This is a genomic window from Pseudomonas sp. m6p, from assembly GCF_055760375.1.
The window spans coordinates 263,849-282,611 of sequence record NZ_CM147084.1 but is presented as its reverse complement, the minus strand read 5'-3'; the positions used below and the strand labels follow the sequence as shown (position 1 = coordinate 282,611).

At 61.1% G+C, this 18,763-nt stretch carries 15 protein-coding genes; 10 read left to right on the top strand and 5 right to left on the bottom strand.

Annotated elements, in window-relative coordinates; all coding sequences use genetic code 11:
• The first annotated feature begins 3 nt into the window (after positions 1 to 3).
• The 6 genes from ACYZUM_RS01285 to ACYZUM_RS01260 all read left to right on the top strand — a co-directional run bounded on the left by ACYZUM_RS01285 (position 4) and on the right by ACYZUM_RS01260 (position 7,880).
• The gene (locus ACYZUM_RS01285) at positions 4 to 1,464 is read left to right on the top strand and encodes an alginate O-acetyltransferase (protein WP_047292668.1); all 1,461 of its coding nucleotides are present in this window, start codon (positions 4 to 6) and stop codon (positions 1,462 to 1,464) included.
• Between the two features lie 8 nt (positions 1,465 to 1,472).
• The gene (locus ACYZUM_RS01280; protein WP_108181745.1) at positions 1,473 to 2,597 is read left to right on the top strand and encodes a mannuronate-specific alginate lyase; all 1,125 of its coding nucleotides are present in this window, start codon (positions 1,473 to 1,475) and stop codon (positions 2,595 to 2,597) included.
• 200 nt (positions 2,598 to 2,797) lie between these two features.
• Entirely contained in the window at positions 2,798 to 4,363 is a 1,566-nt protein-coding gene (locus tag ACYZUM_RS01275) for an MBOAT family O-acyltransferase (protein WP_007969546.1), read from the top strand.
• A 10-nt stretch (positions 4,364 to 4,373) separates the two neighbouring features.
• Complete coding sequence (locus tag ACYZUM_RS01270; protein WP_047292663.1) at positions 4,374 to 5,546, top strand: alginate O-acetyltransferase; 1,173 nt, start codon at positions 4,374 to 4,376, stop codon at positions 5,544 to 5,546.
• A 14-nt stretch (positions 5,547 to 5,560) separates the two neighbouring features.
• Positions 5,561 to 6,217, top strand: a complete 657-nt coding sequence (locus ACYZUM_RS01265; RefSeq protein ID WP_108181744.1) for an alginate O-acetyltransferase AlgF — start codon at positions 5,561 to 5,563, stop codon at positions 6,215 to 6,217.
• A gap of 211 nt (positions 6,218 to 6,428) precedes the next feature.
• A complete protein-coding gene (locus tag ACYZUM_RS01260; protein WP_041064843.1) occupies positions 6,429 to 7,880 on the top strand; it encodes a mannose-1-phosphate guanylyltransferase/mannose-6-phosphate isomerase in 1,452 nt (483 codons plus the stop codon).
• Between the two features lie 87 nt (positions 7,881 to 7,967).
• Here ACYZUM_RS01260 and ACYZUM_RS01255 read toward each other — a convergent pair whose 3' ends face one another.
• The gene (locus ACYZUM_RS01255) at positions 7,968 to 10,793 is read right to left on the bottom strand and encodes an RHS repeat domain-containing protein (protein ID WP_108181743.1); all 2,826 of its coding nucleotides are present in this window, start codon (positions 10,791 to 10,793) and stop codon (positions 7,968 to 7,970) included.
• A gap of 188 nt (positions 10,794 to 10,981) precedes the next feature.
• Between ACYZUM_RS01255 and ACYZUM_RS01250 the strand changes: the two genes are divergently transcribed.
• Both ACYZUM_RS01250 and ACYZUM_RS01245 read left to right on the top strand, forming a co-directional pair.
• Complete coding sequence (locus ACYZUM_RS01250; protein ID WP_047601459.1) at positions 10,982 to 11,446, top strand: hypothetical protein; 465 nt, start codon at positions 10,982 to 10,984, stop codon at positions 11,444 to 11,446.
• A 37-nt stretch (positions 11,447 to 11,483) separates the two neighbouring features.
• Entirely contained in the window at positions 11,484 to 12,308 is an 825-nt protein-coding gene (locus tag ACYZUM_RS01245; protein WP_108181742.1) for an SDR family oxidoreductase, read from the top strand.
• Positions 12,309 to 12,408: 100 nt separating this feature from the next.
• On the opposite strand, the gene ACYZUM_RS01240 is transcribed toward ACYZUM_RS01245, so the two are convergent.
• The gene (locus ACYZUM_RS01240; RefSeq protein ID WP_108181741.1) at positions 12,409 to 13,290 is read right to left on the bottom strand and encodes a LysR family transcriptional regulator; all 882 of its coding nucleotides are present in this window, start codon (positions 13,288 to 13,290) and stop codon (positions 12,409 to 12,411) included.
• Between the two features lie 109 nt (positions 13,291 to 13,399).
• Here ACYZUM_RS01240 and ACYZUM_RS01235 point away from each other — a divergent pair, with 109 nt between their 5' ends.
• Positions 13,400 to 14,770, top strand: a complete 1,371-nt coding sequence (locus ACYZUM_RS01235) for an MFS transporter (RefSeq protein ID WP_108181740.1) — start codon at positions 13,400 to 13,402, stop codon at positions 14,768 to 14,770.
• Positions 14,767 to 15,165: a DUF4440 domain-containing protein gene (locus tag ACYZUM_RS01230; protein WP_108181739.1), complete on the top strand. Its 399-nt coding sequence runs from the start codon at positions 14,767 to 14,769 to the stop codon at positions 15,163 to 15,165. Before ACYZUM_RS01235 ends, ACYZUM_RS01230 begins: the two co-directional genes overlap by 4 nt.
• 130 nt (positions 15,166 to 15,295) lie before the next feature.
• Here ACYZUM_RS01230 and ACYZUM_RS01225 read toward each other — a convergent pair whose 3' ends face one another.
• Genes ACYZUM_RS01225 through ACYZUM_RS01215 form a run of 3 tightly spaced genes read right to left on the bottom strand, consistent with a single transcriptional unit; the run spans position 15,296 to position 18,555 of the window.
• Complete coding sequence (locus ACYZUM_RS01225) at positions 15,296 to 16,162, bottom strand: efflux RND transporter periplasmic adaptor subunit (protein WP_108181738.1); 867 nt, start codon at positions 16,160 to 16,162, stop codon at positions 15,296 to 15,298.
• Between the two features lie 10 nt (positions 16,163 to 16,172).
• Positions 16,173 to 16,373, bottom strand: a complete 201-nt coding sequence (locus ACYZUM_RS01220) for a DUF1656 domain-containing protein (RefSeq protein ID WP_003221811.1) — start codon at positions 16,371 to 16,373, stop codon at positions 16,173 to 16,175.
• Positions 16,363 to 18,555, bottom strand: a complete 2,193-nt coding sequence (locus ACYZUM_RS01215; RefSeq protein WP_108181737.1) for an FUSC family protein — start codon at positions 18,553 to 18,555, stop codon at positions 16,363 to 16,365. Before ACYZUM_RS01215 ends, ACYZUM_RS01220 begins: the two co-directional genes overlap by 11 nt.
• Positions 18,556 to 18,763: the final 208 nt, after the last annotated feature.

Sequence of the window (18,763 nt, the reverse complement as noted above, 5' to 3'; positions counted from 1 at the left end):
TTTATGCACCCACACTTGATCAAATTACTCAGCCTGTCGGCCCTGACCGTGGGCATTCTGGCGGCCAGCAATGCTGCTCGCGCCGATGAAGCGGCGGGCGCCACCGCGCCAAAATTCAGCGCCGAACCGTGCTGCAACCTGTGCCCGGCCGCGCACGACGCGAAGAACTACACCACCCGTTATCAGCAGAACTTCACCACCCTGGTGCAGGCGCAGGGCGACTGGCTGTTCCGTACCCAGGAAGATTTGCGCACCGAGTTCAACACCACCCCGGCCGGCTACAAACGCCTGCAACAGCTGCACGATGCGTTCAAGGCCAAAGGCGTCGAACTGGTGATCGTCTACCAGCCGACCCGTGGCCTGGTGAACCGCAACAAGCTCAACCCGCAGGAAAAAGCCGCGTTCGATTACGAGAAAGCGCTGGGTAACTACAAGACCATGCTCGGCCGTTTCGCCAAGATGGGTTACGTGGTACCGGACCTGTCGCCGCTGACCAACGAATCGCTGCCGGACACCCTGCCCGCCCACGATTTCTACTTCCGTGGCGACCAGCACTGGACCCCATACGGTGCTCAGCGCACAGCGAAAATCGTTGCCGAGAAGGTCAAGCAGATTCCGGCCTTCGCCGACATTCCCAAGCGTGAATTCGAGACCAAGCGCACCGGGCGCATGGGCAAGACCGGCACCCTGCACAACATGGCCGGGCAACTGTGCGGCACCAGTTACGCGATCCAGTACATGGACCAGTTCACCACCGAGCCGAAAGGCGAAGCCGGTGACGGCGACCTGTTCGGTGATTCCGGCAACCCGCAAATCACCCTCGTGGGTACCTCGCACAGCGGCAAGAACTACAACTTCGCCGGCTTCCTCGAAGAGGCAATCGGCGCCGACATCCTCAACGTCGCCTTCCCCGGCGGTGGTCTCGAAGGTTCGATGCTGCAGTACCTCGGTAGCGACGAATTCCAGAAGACCCCGCCGAAGATCCTCATCTGGGAATTCTCGCCGCTGTACCGCCTCGACCAGGAAACCATCTATCGCCAAATGATGGCGCTGCTGGATAACGGTTGCGAAGGCAAGGAAACCCAAATGTCCGCCAGCACCACGCTCAAGCCTGGCGGCAAACAGGAACTGCTGGTCAACAGCAAGAACCTGAACCTGCAGAACAGCAGCCATCAGGTCGACATCCGCTTCGCCGACACCTCGGTGAAAACCCTGCAAGCCACCCTCTGGTACATGAACGGTCGCCACGAGGACATCAAGATCGAGAAACCGGAAACCTCCGACACCGACGGTCGTTTCGCCTTTGAGCTGCGCACGGACGAAGACTGGGCCTCGCAAAATCTGCTGGCCGTCGAAGTTCAGGGCCCGGAAGCGGGTACCGCGCCGCAAAAAGTCGAAGCGAAAATCTGCAAACGCAACGTATTCCCGGGCGCCGGGCCACAAACCGCTCAGCTCGGGCAATGAGGTCTGCTATGCGAAATCGAACGATCAAACACTTGCTTGCGCCATCCCTGCTGACCCTGGCGATGTTCGCCGGGGCCACTCAGGCCGCCGCGCCACTGCGCCCGCCGCAGGGCTACTTCGCCCCGGTGGATAAATTCAAGAGCGGCGACAAGAGCGAAGGCTGCGATGCGATGCCGGCGCCGTACACCGGACCGCTGCAATTTCGCAGCAAATACGAAGGCTCGGACAAGGCTCGCGCGACGCTGAACGTGCAGTCGGAAAAAGCCTTCCGCGACACCACCAAGGACATCACCACGCTGGAGCGCGGCACCGCCAAACGAGTGATGCAGTTCATGCGCGACGGTCGCCCGGAGCAGCTCGACTGCACGCTGAACTGGCTGACCGCGTGGGCCAAGGCCGATGCATTGATGTCGAAAGACTTCAACCACACCGGCAAATCGATGCGCAAATGGGCGCTGGGCAGCATGGCCTCGTCGTACATTCGCCTGAAGTTCTCCGACTCGCATCCGCTGGCCACGCATCAGCAAGAAGCGCAGCAGATCGAGGCGTGGTTCAGCAAGATGGCCGATCAGGTGGTCAGCGACTGGGACAACCTGCCGCTGGAAAAAACCAACAACCACTCGTACTGGGCCGCGTGGTCGGTGATGGCGACCTCGATCGCCACCAACCGTCGCGACCTGTTTGATTGGGCGGTGAAGGAATACAAGGTCGGGGTCAATCAAGTCGACGCCGACGGCTTCCTGCCCAACGAACTCAAGCGCCAGCAACGCGCCCTCGCCTATCACAACTACGCCCTGCCGCCACTGGCGATGATTGCCAGCTTCGCCCAGGTCAACGGCGTCGATCTGCGTCAGGAAAACAACAGCGCGCTCAAGCGTCTGGGTGACCGGGTGCTGGCCGGGGTGAAAGACCCGGATCAGTTCGAGAAGAAAAACGGCAAAGAGCAGGACATGACCGACCTGAAAGAGGACATGAAATTCGCCTGGCTCGAACCGTTCTGCACCCTCTACACCTGCCCGGCGGATGTGATCGAGAAGAAGCACGGCATGCAACCGTTCAAGACCTTCCGCCTCGGCGGCGACCTGACCAAGGTCTACGACCCGTCGCATGAGAAGGGCAATAAGGGTTCTTAAGGCAGGACACAAAACCCTGTAGGAGCTGCGGCACGCTGCGATCTTTTGACTTTGATTTCCAAAGACAAAAATCAAAAGATCGCAGCCTTCGGCAGCTCCTACAGGGGGCAGCAAGATTTGAGTTAGCCCTCCGGTTTTACGTGGGGGGGTTTGGGGGGGCTTTGGCCCTTGACTGTTGGTTCAAACATGGAGAGATCGGGATGGTATTTTCATCCAACGTGTTCCTGTTTCTGTTCTTGCCGATCTTTCTCGGCTTGTACTACTTGAGCGGGCAACGCTATCGCAACCTGTTGCTGCTGATCGCCAGCTACGTGTTCTACGCGTGGTGGCGGGTGGACTTCCTGGCGTTGTTCGCCGGCGTCACCCTGTGGAACTACTGGATCGGCCTGAAAGTCGGCGCCGCCGGCGTGCGCACCAAACCGGCGCAGCGCTGGCTGCTGCTCGGCGTCGCGGTCGACCTGTGCATCCTCGGCTACTTCAAGTACGCCAACTTCGGCGTGGACAGCATCAACGCGATCATGACCTCGTTCGGTCTGGAGCCGTTCATCCTGACCCACGTGCTGCTGCCGATCGGCATCTCGTTCTATATCTTCGAATCGATCAGCTACATCATCGACGTGTACCGCGGCGACACCCCGGCCACGCGCAACCTCATCGACTTCGCGGCGTTCGTGGCGATCTTCCCGCACCTGATTGCCGGCCCGGTTCTGCGCTTCCGCGACCTTGCCGATCAATTCAACAACCGCACCCACACCCTCGACAAGTTCTCCGAAGGCTGCACGCGGTTCATGCAGGGTTTCATCAAGAAGGTGTTCATCGCCGACACCCTCGCGGTGGTCGCCGACCATTGCTTCGCCCTGCAAAACCCGACCACCGGGGATGCCTGGCTTGGCGCACTGGCGTACACCGCGCAGCTGTATTTCGACTTCTCCGGTTACAGCGACATGGCCATCGGTCTGGGCCTGATGATGGGTTTCCGCTTCATGGAAAACTTCAAGCAGCCGTACATCAGCCAGTCGATCACCGAGTTCTGGCGTCGCTGGCACATCAGCCTGTCGACCTGGCTGCGTGACTACCTGTACATCACCCTCGGCGGTAACCGTAAAGGCACGCTGATGACCTATCGCAACCTGTTCCTGACCATGCTGCTGGGTGGTCTGTGGCACGGCGCGAACATCACTTACATCGTCTGGGGCGCCTGGCACGGCATGTGGCTGGCGATCGAAAAAATGCTCGGCATCAACACCTCGCCGCGCAGCCTCAACCCGATCCGCTGGGCGCTGACTTTCCTGCTGGTGGTGATGGGCTGGGTGATCTTCCGTGCCGAAAACCTGCACGTCGCCGGGCGCATGTACGGCGCGATGTTCAGCTTCAGCGACTGGTCGCTGTCGGAACTCAACCGTGCCAGCCTCACCGGTCTGCAAGTGGCAACCCTGGTGGTGGCGTACGCAACGCTGGCGTTCTTTGGCTTGCGTGATCTGTACACCAATCAGCCTCCGGTGAAGAGCAAACCTGAAGTCAACGTCGAGGCCAACGGCCCTGCCACCGCGACCCCGGGCATGATCAAGGCAGCCCCCGGCGAAAACCCGGCGAGCATCCACGAGCCTGGCTACACCGTCGGCGTCGAAGCCCAGGTGCAACCGGCGTACTGGACGGCGGACTGGTCGCGCTACGTGATGCGCGGGCTGATCCTGCTGCTGTTCATCGCCTCGATTCTCAAACTCTCGGCGCAAAGCTTCTCGCCGTTCCTTTACTTCCAGTTCTGAGGGATCTGACATGACCCGCTCATTACGCATCTTCTACATCGCGCTGTTTCTGCTGACCCTGCTGGTGCTCGGTCTATGGTCGGTGCGCAGCTTCTTCGGCTTCAACACCAATGCCGACGCGACGGTGCTCAACGGCCGCTGGACCAAAGCCGTGGAAACCCACTACGACGATCAGTTTCCGATCAAGCGACTGGGCACCAACCTCTGGGCGGCGCTGGATTTCAAACTGTTCAACGAAGGTCGTCCGGGCGTAGTGCTTGGTCGCGATCAGTGGCTGTACAGCGACGAGGAATTCAACCCGATCGTCAACGAAGAGCTGAACCTGCAAGGCAACTACGCGCTGGTCGAAGGCGTGCGTCAGACCCTGAAAGAGAAAGGCGTGAAACTGGTGATGGCCATCGTGCCGGCCAAGGTGCGCCTGTACCCGGAACACCTGGGTGAAGTGAAACCGGCAAGCATTCACGCCAACCTTTATCAGGACTTCCACGCCCGTGTCGCGGCAGACAAGATCCTCGCCCCGGACCTGCTCGGCCCGCTGCAACAAGCCAAGCAAAACGGTCAGCAAGTGTTCCTGCGCACCGACACCCACTGGACCCCGGAAGGCGCCGAAATCGCCGCCAACACCCTGGCCAAGACCATCGCCGACAAGTTCCCGCTCAGCGGCGAGCCGCAGCGCTTCGTCACCACGCCAGCCGAAAAGGTCACGCACAAGGGCGACCTGCGTCTGTTCCTGCCGCTGGATCCGCTGTTCGAAAACCTGATGCCGGCGCAAGAGCCGCTGCAAAAGCGCAACACCGTGGCCGCCGAGCAACCGGCCGGTGACGACGCACTGTTCGCCAGCAGCGAAGTACCGGTCGCACTGATCGGCACCAGCTACAGCGCCAACCCCAACTGGAACTTCGTCGGGGCGCTCAAGCAAGCGCTGCACAGCGACGTCGTGAACTACGCCGAGGACGGCCACGGCCCGATCCTGCCGATGCTCAGCTACCTGAAAAGCGATGACTTCAAGAACAGCCCGCCACAGGTGCTGATCTGGGAGTTTCCTGAACGATATCTGCCTGTGAACAACGAAATCGGCGACGCCGACCCGCAGTGGGTCGCAGAGCTCAAACAAGCCGGCGCGCGCCAACAAAACGTAGCAATCAACACTAAATCCGAGACGCCCGATCGGGCGCAAAACTGAAAGAGAGGTACACCATGACTTTCACTACTACTCCTCGTCGTCTCGCCAAACGCTTCGCACTGGTTGCAGGCCTCAGCGTGCTTTCCGTCCAGGCTTTCGCCGGTGGCGACGCCGCGCTGTACGGCCCGACCGCCCCGAAAGGCTCGACCTTCGTGCGGGTCTACAACGCCAGCAACGCCGAAGTCAGCGCCACCGTCGGCAGCACCAACCTGAGCGACGTTGCGCCACTGGCCAGCAGCGACTTCAGCTTCATGCCGGGCGGCGACTACAGCGCCAAAGTCGGCAGCCAGACCCTGCCGGTCAAACTCGCCGGTGACCACTACTACACCCTGGTCAACAACGCGTCCGCCGCGCCGCAACTGATCGAAGAACCGCCGTTCAAGAACAAGCAGAAATCCCTGGTGCGCGTGCAGAACCTCAGCGACAAGCCGCTAACCCTGAAGACCGCCGACGGCAAGACCGAGGTGGTGCCGAACGTGGCCGCCAAGGGCCGTGGCGAACGTGAAATCAACCCGGTGAAAGTCAGCCTGGCGCTGTACGAAGGCGACAAGAAAGTCGGCGACGTGAAACCGGTCGCGCTGGAGCGTGGCGAGGCCGCGGTGCTGTATGTCACCGGCTCCGGCAGCAGCCTGTCGCCAGTCTGGGTGAAACGCCCGGTGTCGACGCGCTAACACATTTCATGAACTGACCCGGCCCCCTGTGGGAGCTGGCTTGCCAGCGATGCAGACACCTCGGTTCTGCAGATACACCGAGGTGATGCCATCGCTGGCAAGCCAGGCTCCCACAGGGACCGAGGCAAGAGTTCGGATACGCGACAACAACAAGAGTGAAACGACACAACGTTCGTGCCTCTAACCAATCGATTTTTATGGAGTAAACAACATGATTCCGGTGATCTTGTCAGGTGGTAGCGGTTCACGTCTTTGGCCGCTTTCGCGTAAGCAATTCCCTAAACAATTCCTCGCCCTGACCGGTGAACACACGCTGTTCCAGCAAACGCTGGAGCGCCTGGTGTTCGAAGGCATGGACACGCCGATCGTGGTCTGCAACAAGGATCACCGCTTTATCGTCAACGAACAGCTGGCCAACCGTAATCTCGAATGCCAGCGCATCCTCATGGAACCGTTTGGCCGCAACACCGCGCCGGCGGTGGCGCTGACCGCGATGATGCTGGTCAACGAAGGGCGTGACGAACTGATGCTGGTGCTGCCGGCCGACCACGTGCTGGAAGACCAGAAAGCCCTGCAACGCGCCCTCGCCCTGGCCACCGTCGCCGCCGAAAACGGCGAGATGGTGCTGTTCGGCGTGCCGGCGACCAAACCGGAAACCGGCTACGGCTACATCAAATCCACCGGCGACTCGCTGCTGCCCGAAGGCGTCAGCCGCGTTTCGCACTTCGTCGAGAAACCTGACGTCAAACGCGCCACCGAATACGTCGAATCCGGCGGCTACTACTGGAACAGCGGCATGTTCCTGTTCCGCGCCAGCCGCTTCCTCGAAGAGCTGAAAAAGCACGATCCGGACATCTACGACACCTGCCTGCTGACCCTTGAGCGCAGCCAGCAGGACGCCGACACCATCACCTTCGACGAAGCCACCTTCGCCTGCTGCCCGGACAATTCCATCGACTACTCCGTCATGGAAAAAACCCAGCGCGCCTGCGTGGTGCCGCTGACCGCCGGCTGGAGCGATGTCGGTTGCTGGTCGTCGCTGTGGGAAGTCAATGAGAAGGATGCCAACGGCAACGTCAGCAAAGGCGACGTGGTGATCCAGGACAGCAAGAACTGCATGATCCACGGCAACGGCAAACTGGTGTCGGTGATCGGCCTGGAAAACATCGTCGTGGTCGAAACCAAAGACGCGATGATGATCGCCCACAAGGACAAGGTTCAGGGCGTCAAGCAGATGGTCAACACGCTCAACGAACAGGGCCGCAGCGAAACCCAGAACCACTGCGAGGTCTACCGTCCGTGGGGCTCGTATGACTCGGTGGACATGGGTGGCCGCTTCCAGGTCAAGCACATCTCGGTGAAGCCGGGCGCGTGCCTGTCGCTGCAGATGCACCACCACCGCGCCGAACACTGGATCGTGGTCAGCGGCACCGCCGAAGTGACCTGTGATGACAACGTGTTCCTGCTCTGCGAGAACCAGTCGACCTACATCCCGATCGCTTCGGTGCATCGCCTGCGCAACCCGGGCAAGATCCCGCTGGAAATCATCGAAGTGCAGTCGGGTTCGTACCTGGGTGAAGACGATATCGAGCGCTTCGAAGACATCTACGGTCGCTCCACCCCGATCGAACGCGGCGTGTCGGTGAAAACCATCGCACAGTGATCTCCCGGCAATAAGAAGCCCCCGTCCAGCCCGCTGCGTCCCCTATCCGCAGTGGGTTGGGCGGGGGCTTTTTCATTCTTTTGTCGGTTACCGCGCAATCGCCACACGCTTGCTCATCGACTGCCGGACTTTGATAGAAGCATGCGCGGATACACTGGCATTGGTTTTGGTGAACAAGCCCCTCTTGGCCGGCTCGTAACGCGTAATGCTGGCGGTACCCTCAATGGTCTGGTAGTGGATATTCCATGTCTGCTGTTTGCGATCGAATTTCATGAAGGCGAACGCGTTTTTAAACTCCTGTAGCTGTCCGCTGTCGTTAGCGGCATAGCCATAGTCCGGGTACTCCATTGTTGCACCGAGGCCCAGACCATGCTCGCTGCGCGGCAGGTTATTGAACTGGGTATCTTCCTTGCCACCCTCCACGTGACGCACGCGGAGGACGTTTCTGTTCAACTGTTCCACCGTCAGCGAGCAGCCACTGAAGGCCGGGGTAAAGACATGATCTGGCTGGACCCCGGAAGGATTCACAGGAATATCGACATACCCCCCCTGAGGCGCCCAATAGCCAGAAACGGCGTTGGCTTTATCAGGCATCTGGCCGGCAGCGATGTCGACAATTCTCAATGCGTTGAAAGCACCATTGCTGGCTCCTGAGTAGGTCAGCTTATCCATGGTGAATATGAATTCGGCTCCACCCGCAGTATTACTGAGGCCGCTGACCACCGCTTTGGAATAACGCCCGGGCGTCGGGTCTAAAAACTTGGTGTCGACCACCACCTTGCCGAACTCAGGTACTTGCAATGCTTTCCCGATATTGGTGGGCTTACCCATTGCAGGTACAAACCGATTGGGTTCGCCTTTATCCGTGAATGCGACGGCGGTCATTTCGCGCTTTGAGCCTGATGCAATGACAGGTTCCCATAAGCCATTGGCCAACGGTTTTCGCGTGATCGCTCCATCGCTGTCGAGATAGGTCATCGGGTTGTTCAACACCATCCTGTAGAGATTACTTCCATCGATGAAGCCTTTGGGATCCGGGTTCATCCAACGCTGCAGCCACGGGACGTAATAGCGCAAACCGTAGTAATACAGTCCCGTCGCATCTTGCTCCTTGCCCGAATATCGAAGCGTGCGGTAACTGACCTCGGACTCACGGCTCCACGCCGTCTCGCCAAACGGGTAATAGCTTTCCTGACTGATGATCCGCCCGTCCTCGCCTGACTCCAGGCTGGCCGACCCAAGATGATCAACAACGTTGTACCGATACCGATCATTGCTTCCCGCCGGCGGCGGACCTTCCCAGTGCAGGACGTTGATGCTGTTAATCGCCGTTTGTGCCGAGATCACCTGCAGGACTTCGCCAGCACTGTCGACCCGCAACTCCAGTCCTGGCAGGTAGCGCACTTCGTTGATGACAGTACGGGTATGGGTCTGCAGCGAACGGATTTTCCGCACGCGCTGACCGCCGGCGTCGTACAGATAAATTTCCTGATCGTCAGATTCGCTCACGCGCTCCACCGGGCTGACCAGGTGCAGCTGATTGCGCAGATCCCACTGCACAAACCGCCCTTGATCCAGCTCCAGCAAATTGCCACGCGCGTCATAAGCTGCCGCGATTTGCGCTTCAGTCGGCGCCACGCCGTTGCGCCACGACAGGCCGCGATTGCTGTAGCGGGCGGTCTTGAACTGGCGTCCGTGCGCTTGAGCGCCGACATGCGTCAACTCGAGCAAATTGCCGCCGGCATCGTAACGATAGGTTTGCCGGTAGTTGCTGAACGCCGCTGGATCAGCGCGACTCACCGGCGTCGGCCCCTGATTATTTGCCCCCGCCTCCCAGCCGCTCGCCTCACTCAATTGATAGAGGCTGTCGTAAGTGAAACGGCTGATCGGGTCAATACGCTGATTGGCGAAGTAACGGATAGGCTGGGCCGCGTCTTCGATGCTCAACACATTACCCATCGGGTCATAGGTGTAAAGCAGATGCTGCAGCAGCTTGGCGCTGGCGTCAGTCGTGCGACGGCTGACGAGACGACCGTTCTGCGGCTGATAGATCAGCGAGGCACGAACGCCGTTGCCCGCCAACTCATGTTCGACCTGCCCGTCAGCGTTGTAACGAATGTCGCTGACCATGGGCCGGGTATCGGGCTGCAGCTTCAACTGCACATGTGCCGCACGCAAGCGCCCGTCGACGGTCAGTTCAACCCCCTGCCTGTTACCTCGCGCGTCGACTTGTTCGAGCACTTGTGCCAGCGGGCCGAAGCGCCATCGGCTAGCGGCGCCCTCGCCCGGCTCAAGCAACCGTGCACGGTCTTCAATTCGCTCGGGCCAATCGGGGGCGACAGGGTCGTGGGTGAAATAGCGGATGTTTTCACTGCACTGGCCGGTGATCGCAAAGGTTTCAAACAACACGCTGCCCGCCGGATCGTCATGGCGTATCAGCTGGCCGAGCTGATTTTTACTCGGTTCACCGGCGCCGGGCTGGCCATACCGGTAACGCTCGACGCAGCGTCGGGGCGTCGCTACACCTTCTTCGAACACCGCCAGCGGTCGCAGCAACACGTCATATTCCGCCTCACGACGGGTTCCAAGGCTGTCCCAATCAAGCAGCACTTGCGCTCCGAGACCGTACAACGCGACCTGCGTGCCCGCGTCGACGCTGTCCGAGCGCAACACCTGGCTATTCAACGAGTACACCGTGGTCAGATTGGCCGGGGTCAGTGGGTCGGACATTTGCAGTGCCCACAAACGCGGGTCCCACTGCGCAACAGCACGCCCGGCCACGTCGTGCAAGGTACGGTGGATGCGACTTTGAGCGGGGCCGACGTCATCACCGCGCCAATAGTCGACCGTGCGAATCGCAAGCCCCCGAGGGTCGTTCGCCGAAAGGGTCGGAGTCTTGTAATGAACGCCCATATGTCTCGTACTCAATATTCATGACCGCGCCATTTCGTTCCGGCGGAGACATCAAACCGCTCGACAGTCCGGATGCCCACTGTCAGAAATTACAGTCCCGACCAATGGCGTCATGCCTTGCTCGGTGAATATCCATTCCCGCGCCCCTTCGGTAGGATGGTGCTCATGAGTTCAAGGAGCGTTCAAACATGTTCATCGGCGTGCTGCTGGTCATTACCTGGCTGATCCTGTTGCTGCGCTATCCGGCCAAGGCCGTGCCGGTGTCCGTCGCGGCCGCCGTGGGTCTGGGACTGGTCGCGGTCTGGGTAGTGTGGCTGGACAACCGCGAGCTCAAGCAACTGGCGCGTCTGGAGATGCGCATTGTCTATGCGCCTGAACAATGCCCGGCGGATCGTCCGCTGCAACTGAAAATGAAAAACGGCAACGACGTGCCGCTGACCGAATTACGCTGGCGCATCGCAGCCTACGCGCCCGGCGACACGGTCAATCTGGCCGACAACCAATACACCGCCCCGCGCTATCGCGGCCCCGGCGAACTGCAGGCCGGCGGTAACTGGGAAGACTGCCTGCCCATGCCACCGCTGCGCCCCGGTTATCGCCCACAAACCCTGGAGTTTCGCGCCGAGCGTTTGCAGGGCAGTTTCTCCGACTGATCCTTCTCCCCACCCTTTTTTGCACAAGGAATGCGCCATGCCCGTTGCGTTGATTACCGGTTGCTCCAGCGGCATTGGCCGCGCCCTCGCCGATGCATTCAAAGCCGCCGGCTACGAAGTCTGGGCCACGGCGCGCAAAACCGAAGATGTCGCGGCCCTCACCGCTGCCGGGTTCACCGCCATTGCGCTGGACGTCAATGACAACGTGGCGCTGGAACAGCTCGCCGAACGCCTCAACCAGCAACACGGCGGCCTCGATGTGCTGATCAACAACGCCGGTTATGGCGCCATGGGGCCGCTGCTCGACGGCGGCGTGCCGGCCATGCAGCGCCAGTTCGAAACCAACGTGTTCTCGATTGTCGGCGTGACTCGCGCACTGTTCCCGGTACTGCGCCGGGCCAAGGGGCTGGTGGTGAACATCGGCAGTGTCTCAGGCGTGCTGGTGACGCCGTTCGCTGGCGCGTATTGCGCCTCGAAAGCGGCGGTGCATGCGTTGAGCGATGCACTGCGCATGGAACTGGCGCCATTCGGCATTCGCGTGATGGAGGTCCAGCCCGGGGCGATTCAGTCGAGCTTCGCCAAGAACGCAGGGCATGAGGCCGAGCAGTTGATCAACGAGCAGTCGCCTTGGTTTCCCTTGCGTGAGGGGATCCGCGCACGGGCCAAGGCCTCGCAGGACAAGCCGACGCCGGCCAGTGAGTTTGCGGCTGAGTTGCTCAAGGCTGTGCAGCGGGACAAGCCACCACGCTTGATTCGTATCGGTAATGGCAGCCGGGCGTTGCCGTTGCTGGCGATGGTGTTGCCCAAGGGGTTGCTGGAAACGACGTTGATGCGGCGGTTCGGGTTGCGTGGGAAGCTCTGAGACCGGGTTGACGCTTTCGCGAGCAGGCTCGCTCCCACAAGAGAATGCGTTCCAAATGTGGGAGCGAGCCTGCTCGCGAAGGGGCCAGATCAGCCAACACTCAGCCCCAGCCCTTCATGAAATCAATGAACGCCCGCACCTTCAGCGGCAAATGCCGGGTATCCGGGTACAGCGCATACACCCCCTGCTGAGCAAAACGGTAATCGGCCAGCAATCGCACCAATCGCCCCGCCTCCAGATCATCCTGAATCAGCCACTGCGGCAGAATCGCCACGCCTTGCCCGGTCAACGCAAACGCTCGCAGCGTTGCCGAGTTGTCAGCGACGATGGCGGTGGTCCCCGGTTTGGGCTGGTAGACATGCTCAGTACCCGCCGGGTCGGTCACGGGCATTTCCGGGACGCGGCCATGCCCCAGCGTCGGCATTGATTCCAGCATCGCCAACGTGGCAGCCGGGGCAAAGCGCTCGACCAGCGGCGGCGCCGCCACCGCAAACACTTCGAACGTCGACAACTGCACCGCGCGCAGACTGGAGTCGTGCATGCGGCCCAGGCGAATCGCCAGGTCAAAGCGTTCGGAGATCAGATCGGCATGGGTCGAGGACGTCGACAAATGAATGTTCAGTTGCGGCTGTTGCTGACGAAACACCTCCAGCGCCGGCACCACCTGAGCCAAGGCGAATTCCACGGTGGTGGTGATGCGCAACGTGCCCTTGAGTTGCGCATGCTCGGAGCGCGCCTCCTCGATCGCCAATCGCGCTTCGTCGAGGGTGCGCAGACAGCGGCGATAAAAGCGCTCGCCGGCATCGGTCAGGGCCAGTTGCCGGGTGTTGCGCGTGAGCAGCGTGACGCCCAATTCCTCTTCCAGACGCTTGAGGTTGAAGCTCACCACGGCGCGGGTCTGGCCCAAGGTATCGGCGGCGGCCGTCAGTGACCCGGCCTCGACCACGGCTTTGAAGGTGTCAAAACGGTCCAGGCTGACCATCTCCGGTGCACTCCCTGTCAAAATAATTTTGACAAACTAGCAGGCAAACCCGCGTTTTCCTAACGTCCGAACCGCCCTACCCTGCACACCTCATCACAGGGAGGCTGTCATGGCCTATCGCTCGAAAGTCGCGCTGGTGTATTTGTCCGGGTTCGCCCTCGACCTGCTGAACATGTTCGCCGCGAGCATTGCCTACCCGAACATCGCGCGGGAGTTGCACGCCTCGGTGACGCGACTGGCGTGGATCACCAACGCCTACATGCTCGGGCTGACGCTGATCATTCCGCTGAGCGTATGGCTGGCGGCGCGGCTGGGCGAGCGGCGGCTGATTCTCGGCTCGTTGCTGATGTTCGGCATCGCCTCCGGTCTGGTGGCCCAGGCCGGGTCGATTGAAAGCCTGATCGGCTGGCGTCTGCTGCAAGGGCTCGGCGGCGGATTGTTGCTGCCGATCGGGCAGGCCCTGGCGTATCGGCAATTCCCGGCGACGCAGCGGGCACACCTCACTGGTGTGGTGTTGCTGGTTGCGCTGATGGTGCCAGCCCTGTCGCCGGCGGCGGGCGGCCTGATCGTCGAGGCCTTGTCATGGCGCTGGATTTTCTACCTGAACATGCCGCTGGCGCTGCTCGTGTTCGCATTGGGTCTGTTGTGGTTGCAAGCGGATCAACCCACCACCGAGCGTCCGACGCTGGACGTACGCGGCCTGCTGCTGGCGGTGGCAACCCTGAGTCTGTTGTTGATGGCCGTGAGTCTGGCGAGCGCGCCCACGACCCGACATCTTGCGGGCGGCGTGCTGCTGATCGGCGCCATCACCTTATGGCTATACCTGCGTGATGGCTGGCACAAGCCCGACGCGGTGCTCGACCTGCAACTACTCAAGAGTCCGTCGTTGCGCCTGGCAATGCTGATTTATCTGTTTGTGCCCGGGGTGTTTACCGGCACCAACATGATTGCCGTGTTGTACCTGCATGACCTCGGCTTCGGCGCCGCGCAAACCGGTGCGCTGATGCTGTCCTGGGCCGCTGCCTCGGGCGTGGCGATCATGCTCGGCAAACGCAGTTTCAACCGCATCGGCCCCAAACCGTTGCTGATCGCCGGAATGCTTTTGCAATGTCTGGGCATTGTCTTGTTGATGCGCATCGAGCAGCCCGCCGCCGCGCCGCTGATCATCGCCTATGCCTTGATGGGACTGGGCGGCAGCCTGTGCAGCGTGACCGCACAGACCTTGGCGTTTGTCGGCATCGCGCCGGAAAAAATGGGCCACTCCAGCGCGCTGTGGAACATCAATCGCCAGCTCGGTTTCTGTCTTGGCGCCGCGCTGCTCAGTTCGCTGTTGGGCGCATTGGGCAACAACGGATTCAAATACTGTTTTGTCGCGGCTGCCTTGCTCACATTGCTGCCGATGATCGCCGTGCTGCGTTTCGACGCCTCCAAAGTGCTCGCCCTGCTGAGCCCACCTTCCCTTCAGGAAAAATCCACATGATTGACTACAACGAATATTTTGATGAAGTGATCCAGGCCCACCTGGTCATCGAACGCTGGTTTGCCGTGGAGCAGGATCCGGCGGAACTGGCGCGTTTGCTGAGCCGGTTCTCCACGGATTTTTCCATGGTCACGCCGCTGGGCCGGGTGCTGGATATCGAAGCCTTGCGCGGGCTGTTTCAGTCAGCAGGCGGGAAGAAGCCCGGGTTCCGGATCGAGCTCAGTGAGCTGCGCGGGATTGCCCTGCATGCGCATAGCGCGACGTTGAGTTATCGCGAGCAGCAGAGCGATGCGAGCGGGTTGCACACCGATCGCCGGTCGACAGTGGTGTTTGAAAAGAGCGAAGACGGGCGGGTGTTGTGGCGGCATTTGCAGGAGACGTTTTGCGCTGAATGATTACTCGGTATTGGTCTGAAAGACCGGGTTGTTCGCTTCGCGAGCAGGCTCGCTCCCACACTGGATCTGTGACACATCGAAGATCCCCTGTGGGAGCGAGCCTGCTCGCGAATGGCCGCGACGCGGCCTGTCAGTTATCCACAGGCTCTTGTTTCACCACCACCGTGCAAGTAATCCCCGCCGCCAGCAACACCCCCTCCGGCACTTCATCGATGTGAATGCGCACCGGTACCCGCTGCGCCAGACGCACCCAGTTGAATGTCGGGTTGACGTCGGCGATCAGCTCGCGGCTTTCCGGGTTGTCGCGGTCGTAGATGCCGCGGGAAATGCTCTCCACGTGGCCCTTCAACACTTCGCCGCTCATCAGTTGCATGTCGGCTTTGTCACCCACGCGCACATGCGGCAGCTTGGTCTCTTCAAAGAAGCCGTAGACCCAGAACGAGTTCATGTCGACCACGGCCATTTTCGCTTCGCCAATGCGCGCGTAGTCGCCGCGATGCACGTTGAGGTTGGTCACGTAACCGTCCACCGCCGCGCGCACTTCGGTGCGTTTGAGGTTAAGTTCGGCGGCTTCCAGTTGCGCTTGCGCGTGTTGGTAATCGGCCAGCGCGGCGTCGGCGATATTGCTGGCGTCGTCGCGGTTTTCCTTGGAGATCACCAGGTTGTCGAGGTCGGCGCGGCGATGTGCGTTGACTTTGCGCATCTCCCACGTCGACTTGCGCGAAGCGACCAGCGACTGCGCCTGCTTGACCGCGATGCGGTAGTGCTCGGGGTCGATCTGCATCAGCAGGTCGCCCTTCTTCACCAACTGGTTGTCGCGCACCGGCACATCGATGACTTCACCCGTGACATCGGCCGCGACGTTGATGATGTCCGCCCGCACCCGGCCGTCGCGGGTCCACGGGGTGTTCATGTAATGCTCCCACAGGGTCCGGCCAATCCACAGTGCCAGGGCCAGCACCAGCAGGGTCGCGAGCAGGCTGAAAAACTTTTTCATCAGAACGTTCTCAACGGTAGACGGTCAGCGCCATGGCGCCGAACAGACAGGTAAACAGACTCAGGCGCAGCAGCGCCGGGTGCCAGAAAAAGCGGTACAGGTCGAACCCCGAGAGGAACCGGTCCAGCGCCCAGGCCAGCGCCGCAGCGACAAAAAACATTAGGGTCATGGTCGGCATGTACACGCCGTGGAAGGCGATTTCACGAGGCATGGGCAAGTCCTTCGGGCTTGGCGACGGCGTAGGCAGCGAGTGGTGATTGCGGGTCGAGCAACGAGGTGCGGATGAAGTGCAGATAGCTCTTCACCCGACGCAGCGCGGACGTGTCGAAGTGCGGCGCGAACGGCTCGTCGGTCGCGGCGACCCGGCTGATCGCGTGATCGACCGCGACCAGTGCGCGCTCCAGATTGCTCGGGTTCGGTTGCAGAAACAGCCGCACCAGCGCCCGGCCCATCACCCGAATAGCCTGGCGCCACGGCTGCGATTCGGCATACGCCGGGTGCACCGGGAGGATTGCCTGTTCCTTGCGCAACTCGATGATCGCGTGGCCGACTTCAAGCACCACAAACATCCAGCGCAGCAGGTTTTTTTGTACCTTCGGCTGGCCGGCAGCGAGGCCGTATGCCTGATGCAACAGATCGCGGGTACGACTCTCGAAACTCGACGCCAGCCCCTTGAGTTTGCCGCTGATGGCGTAGACCACCTGACCGCGCAAATCCTGCTCCAGGCGCTTCCACAACCAGCGGCTGTTCGGCGGCAGAATGATTGCCCCCGCCGCCGCGCACACCAGCATGCCCATGACCATGGCGATGTAGTCGTTGATGAAGGTGTAGGGGTTGTAGACGGTCAGGTTGTCCGGCACCGAACCTGTGCTGAAGAAGATCAGCAGCCCCAGGCCGACCCCGGCATATTGCGGCCGCGACGTGAGGAACGAACCGAGCACGATCACCGGCGCGAGCATCACGCACAACAGCGGAAAACCGTCGATCCACGGAAAGATGAAAAACATCTCGACGAAGCCGATCAGCGCCCCGAGGAACGTCCCGCAGGCCATCTGGAACGCCATGCGTTTCGGGTTCGGTGTGGCGGCGGACAAACCCACGGTGGCGGCGGCGATCAAGGTCATGGTCGCGCCGCTCGGCCACGCGGTGGCCACCCAATAGCTGCCCAGCACAATCAGGATGAACGACGCGCGGATCCCCGAAGCCGCCGCGGCCCACCAGTTGGTTTGCGGGGTGAACGGCTCGTCCCAGCGCTCACGCTCGTGGCGGTGATCGGCCAGCGAGGCGTGGGTCTGTGCATAACTGTGCAAGTCATCGACGAAGCGATAGAGCAATTCGTAGGCGGTGTGGAAGTCCAGTTGCTCGGCTTCACTCGGAGCGGTTTCCTGGAAAATCCCGCGCAAGGTTCGCACGCGTGTCGGCAGGCCTTCCTTGTACGTCGCCAACGCCGTCGCCAGACGTGCCGCGTCCGGGCTGGTCAAGGCACGGCCACTGAAGCCGTCGAGCACTTCGGCCAAGTCCTGCAGGCCCGGTTTGATCGCGGCCACCACATGTTCTTCGCCGTTGCCGCGCAGGCGCTCGAGCAACTGATGCAGGGCGTTGAAGCGTGTGGTGATGCCCATGAACTCGCTGTTCAAACGGCTGAGGCGACCGTTGCGTCGGCGCATGTGCGGGTCTTCGAAAACGGTGACGCTGCGCAGCCCTTCCAGGCCTACGGCTTCGGCGATGAAGCGCACGTTGCTCGCTTCGAACGACTCGGCCTTGCTGCGCCCGCGCAGGCCATCGGTGACGAACAGCGCGAACACACCGAAGCGCTGATACAGCGCGTTGCGCATGGCTGCGCTGGCGGTTTGCGGCAGGATCGCGGCGCTGATCACGGTCGAGCAGAGAATCCCCAACGAGATCTCCAGCACTCGCCACACGGCGGCCATGAACGCACCGTCCGGATGCGCCAGCGCCGGCAGCCCGACCATCGCCGCGGTGTAGCCCGCCAAGACAAAACCGTAGGCGCGAAAGTTACGGCAGCGCGCCGCCCCCGCCGAACAGATGCCAACCCAGATCGCCAGCGAGCCCAGGAACAATTCGGTGTTCTGCGCGAACAGCGCGATCAGCGTGACCATCATCGCCGACCCGGCCAGAGTGCCGAGAAAGCGATAGAAACTTTTGGCGAACACTTGGCCGCTCTGCGGCTGCATGACGATGAACACGGTGATCATCGCCGTGCGCGGCTGCGGCAGCTCCAGACGCATGGCCAGCCATAGCGTGAGGAACGCGGCGAGCAATACCTTGAAGATGTAGACCCAGGTCACGCCATCACTGCGCGCCCAGTCAAAGAAGCCACGGCGCCATTCCAGGGAGGAGAGCCAGCGTAGAGGTGCGGGCAAGGGAGTCATTAAATCTTGCTCAATGATTGAGGACTGAAGAGTTATCTGTGGCAAACATCAATTTTTGTGGTGAACACAAACTCTGTGGTGAGGGGATTTATCCCCGATGGGTTGCACAGCAGCCCCAAGAAAAGCCAATGCGGTGTGCCAAGCAGAACCGGTTTGCAGGTTTTGGGGCTGCTCCGCAGCCCATCGGGGATAAATCCCCTCACCACAA

What these genes read in the sequence shown, in the direction of transcription:
- ACYZUM_RS01265 (WP_108181744.1), top strand. Translation starts at nt 5,561, where the DNA reads ATGACTTTCACTACTACTCCTCGTCGTCTCGCCAAACGCTTCGCACTG.
- ACYZUM_RS01250 (WP_047601459.1), top strand. Translation starts at nt 10,982, where the DNA reads ATGTTCATCGGCGTGCTGCTGGTCATTACCTGGCTGATCCTGTTGCTG.
- ACYZUM_RS01260 (WP_041064843.1), top strand. Translation starts at nt 6,429, where the DNA reads ATGATTCCGGTGATCTTGTCAGGTGGTAGCGGTTCACGTCTTTGGCCG.
- ACYZUM_RS01235 (WP_108181740.1), top strand. Translation starts at nt 13,400, where the DNA reads ATGGCCTATCGCTCGAAAGTCGCGCTGGTGTATTTGTCCGGGTTCGCC.
- ACYZUM_RS01230 (WP_108181739.1), top strand. Translation starts at nt 14,767, where the DNA reads ATGATTGACTACAACGAATATTTTGATGAAGTGATCCAGGCCCACCTG.
- ACYZUM_RS01285 (WP_047292668.1), top strand. Translation starts at nt 4, where the DNA reads ATGCACCCACACTTGATCAAATTACTCAGCCTGTCGGCCCTGACCGTG.
- ACYZUM_RS01240 (WP_108181741.1), bottom strand. Translation starts at nt 13,290, where the DNA reads ATGGTCAGCCTGGACCGTTTTGACACCTTCAAAGCCGTGGTCGAGGCC.
- ACYZUM_RS01220 (WP_003221811.1), bottom strand. Translation starts at nt 16,373, where the DNA reads ATGCCTCGTGAAATCGCCTTCCACGGCGTGTACATGCCGACCATGACC.
- ACYZUM_RS01215 (WP_108181737.1), bottom strand. Translation starts at nt 18,555, where the DNA reads ATGACTCCCTTGCCCGCACCTCTACGCTGGCTCTCCTCCCTGGAATGG.
- ACYZUM_RS01270 (WP_047292663.1), top strand. Translation starts at nt 4,374, where the DNA reads ATGACCCGCTCATTACGCATCTTCTACATCGCGCTGTTTCTGCTGACC.
- ACYZUM_RS01275 (WP_007969546.1), top strand. Translation starts at nt 2,798, where the DNA reads ATGGTATTTTCATCCAACGTGTTCCTGTTTCTGTTCTTGCCGATCTTT.
- ACYZUM_RS01280 (WP_108181745.1), top strand. Translation starts at nt 1,473, where the DNA reads ATGCGAAATCGAACGATCAAACACTTGCTTGCGCCATCCCTGCTGACC.
- ACYZUM_RS01255 (WP_108181743.1), bottom strand. Translation starts at nt 10,793, where the DNA reads ATGGGCGTTCATTACAAGACTCCGACCCTTTCGGCGAACGACCCTCGG.
- ACYZUM_RS01225 (WP_108181738.1), bottom strand. Translation starts at nt 16,162, where the DNA reads ATGAAAAAGTTTTTCAGCCTGCTCGCGACCCTGCTGGTGCTGGCCCTG.
- ACYZUM_RS01245 (WP_108181742.1), top strand. Translation starts at nt 11,484, where the DNA reads ATGCCCGTTGCGTTGATTACCGGTTGCTCCAGCGGCATTGGCCGCGCC.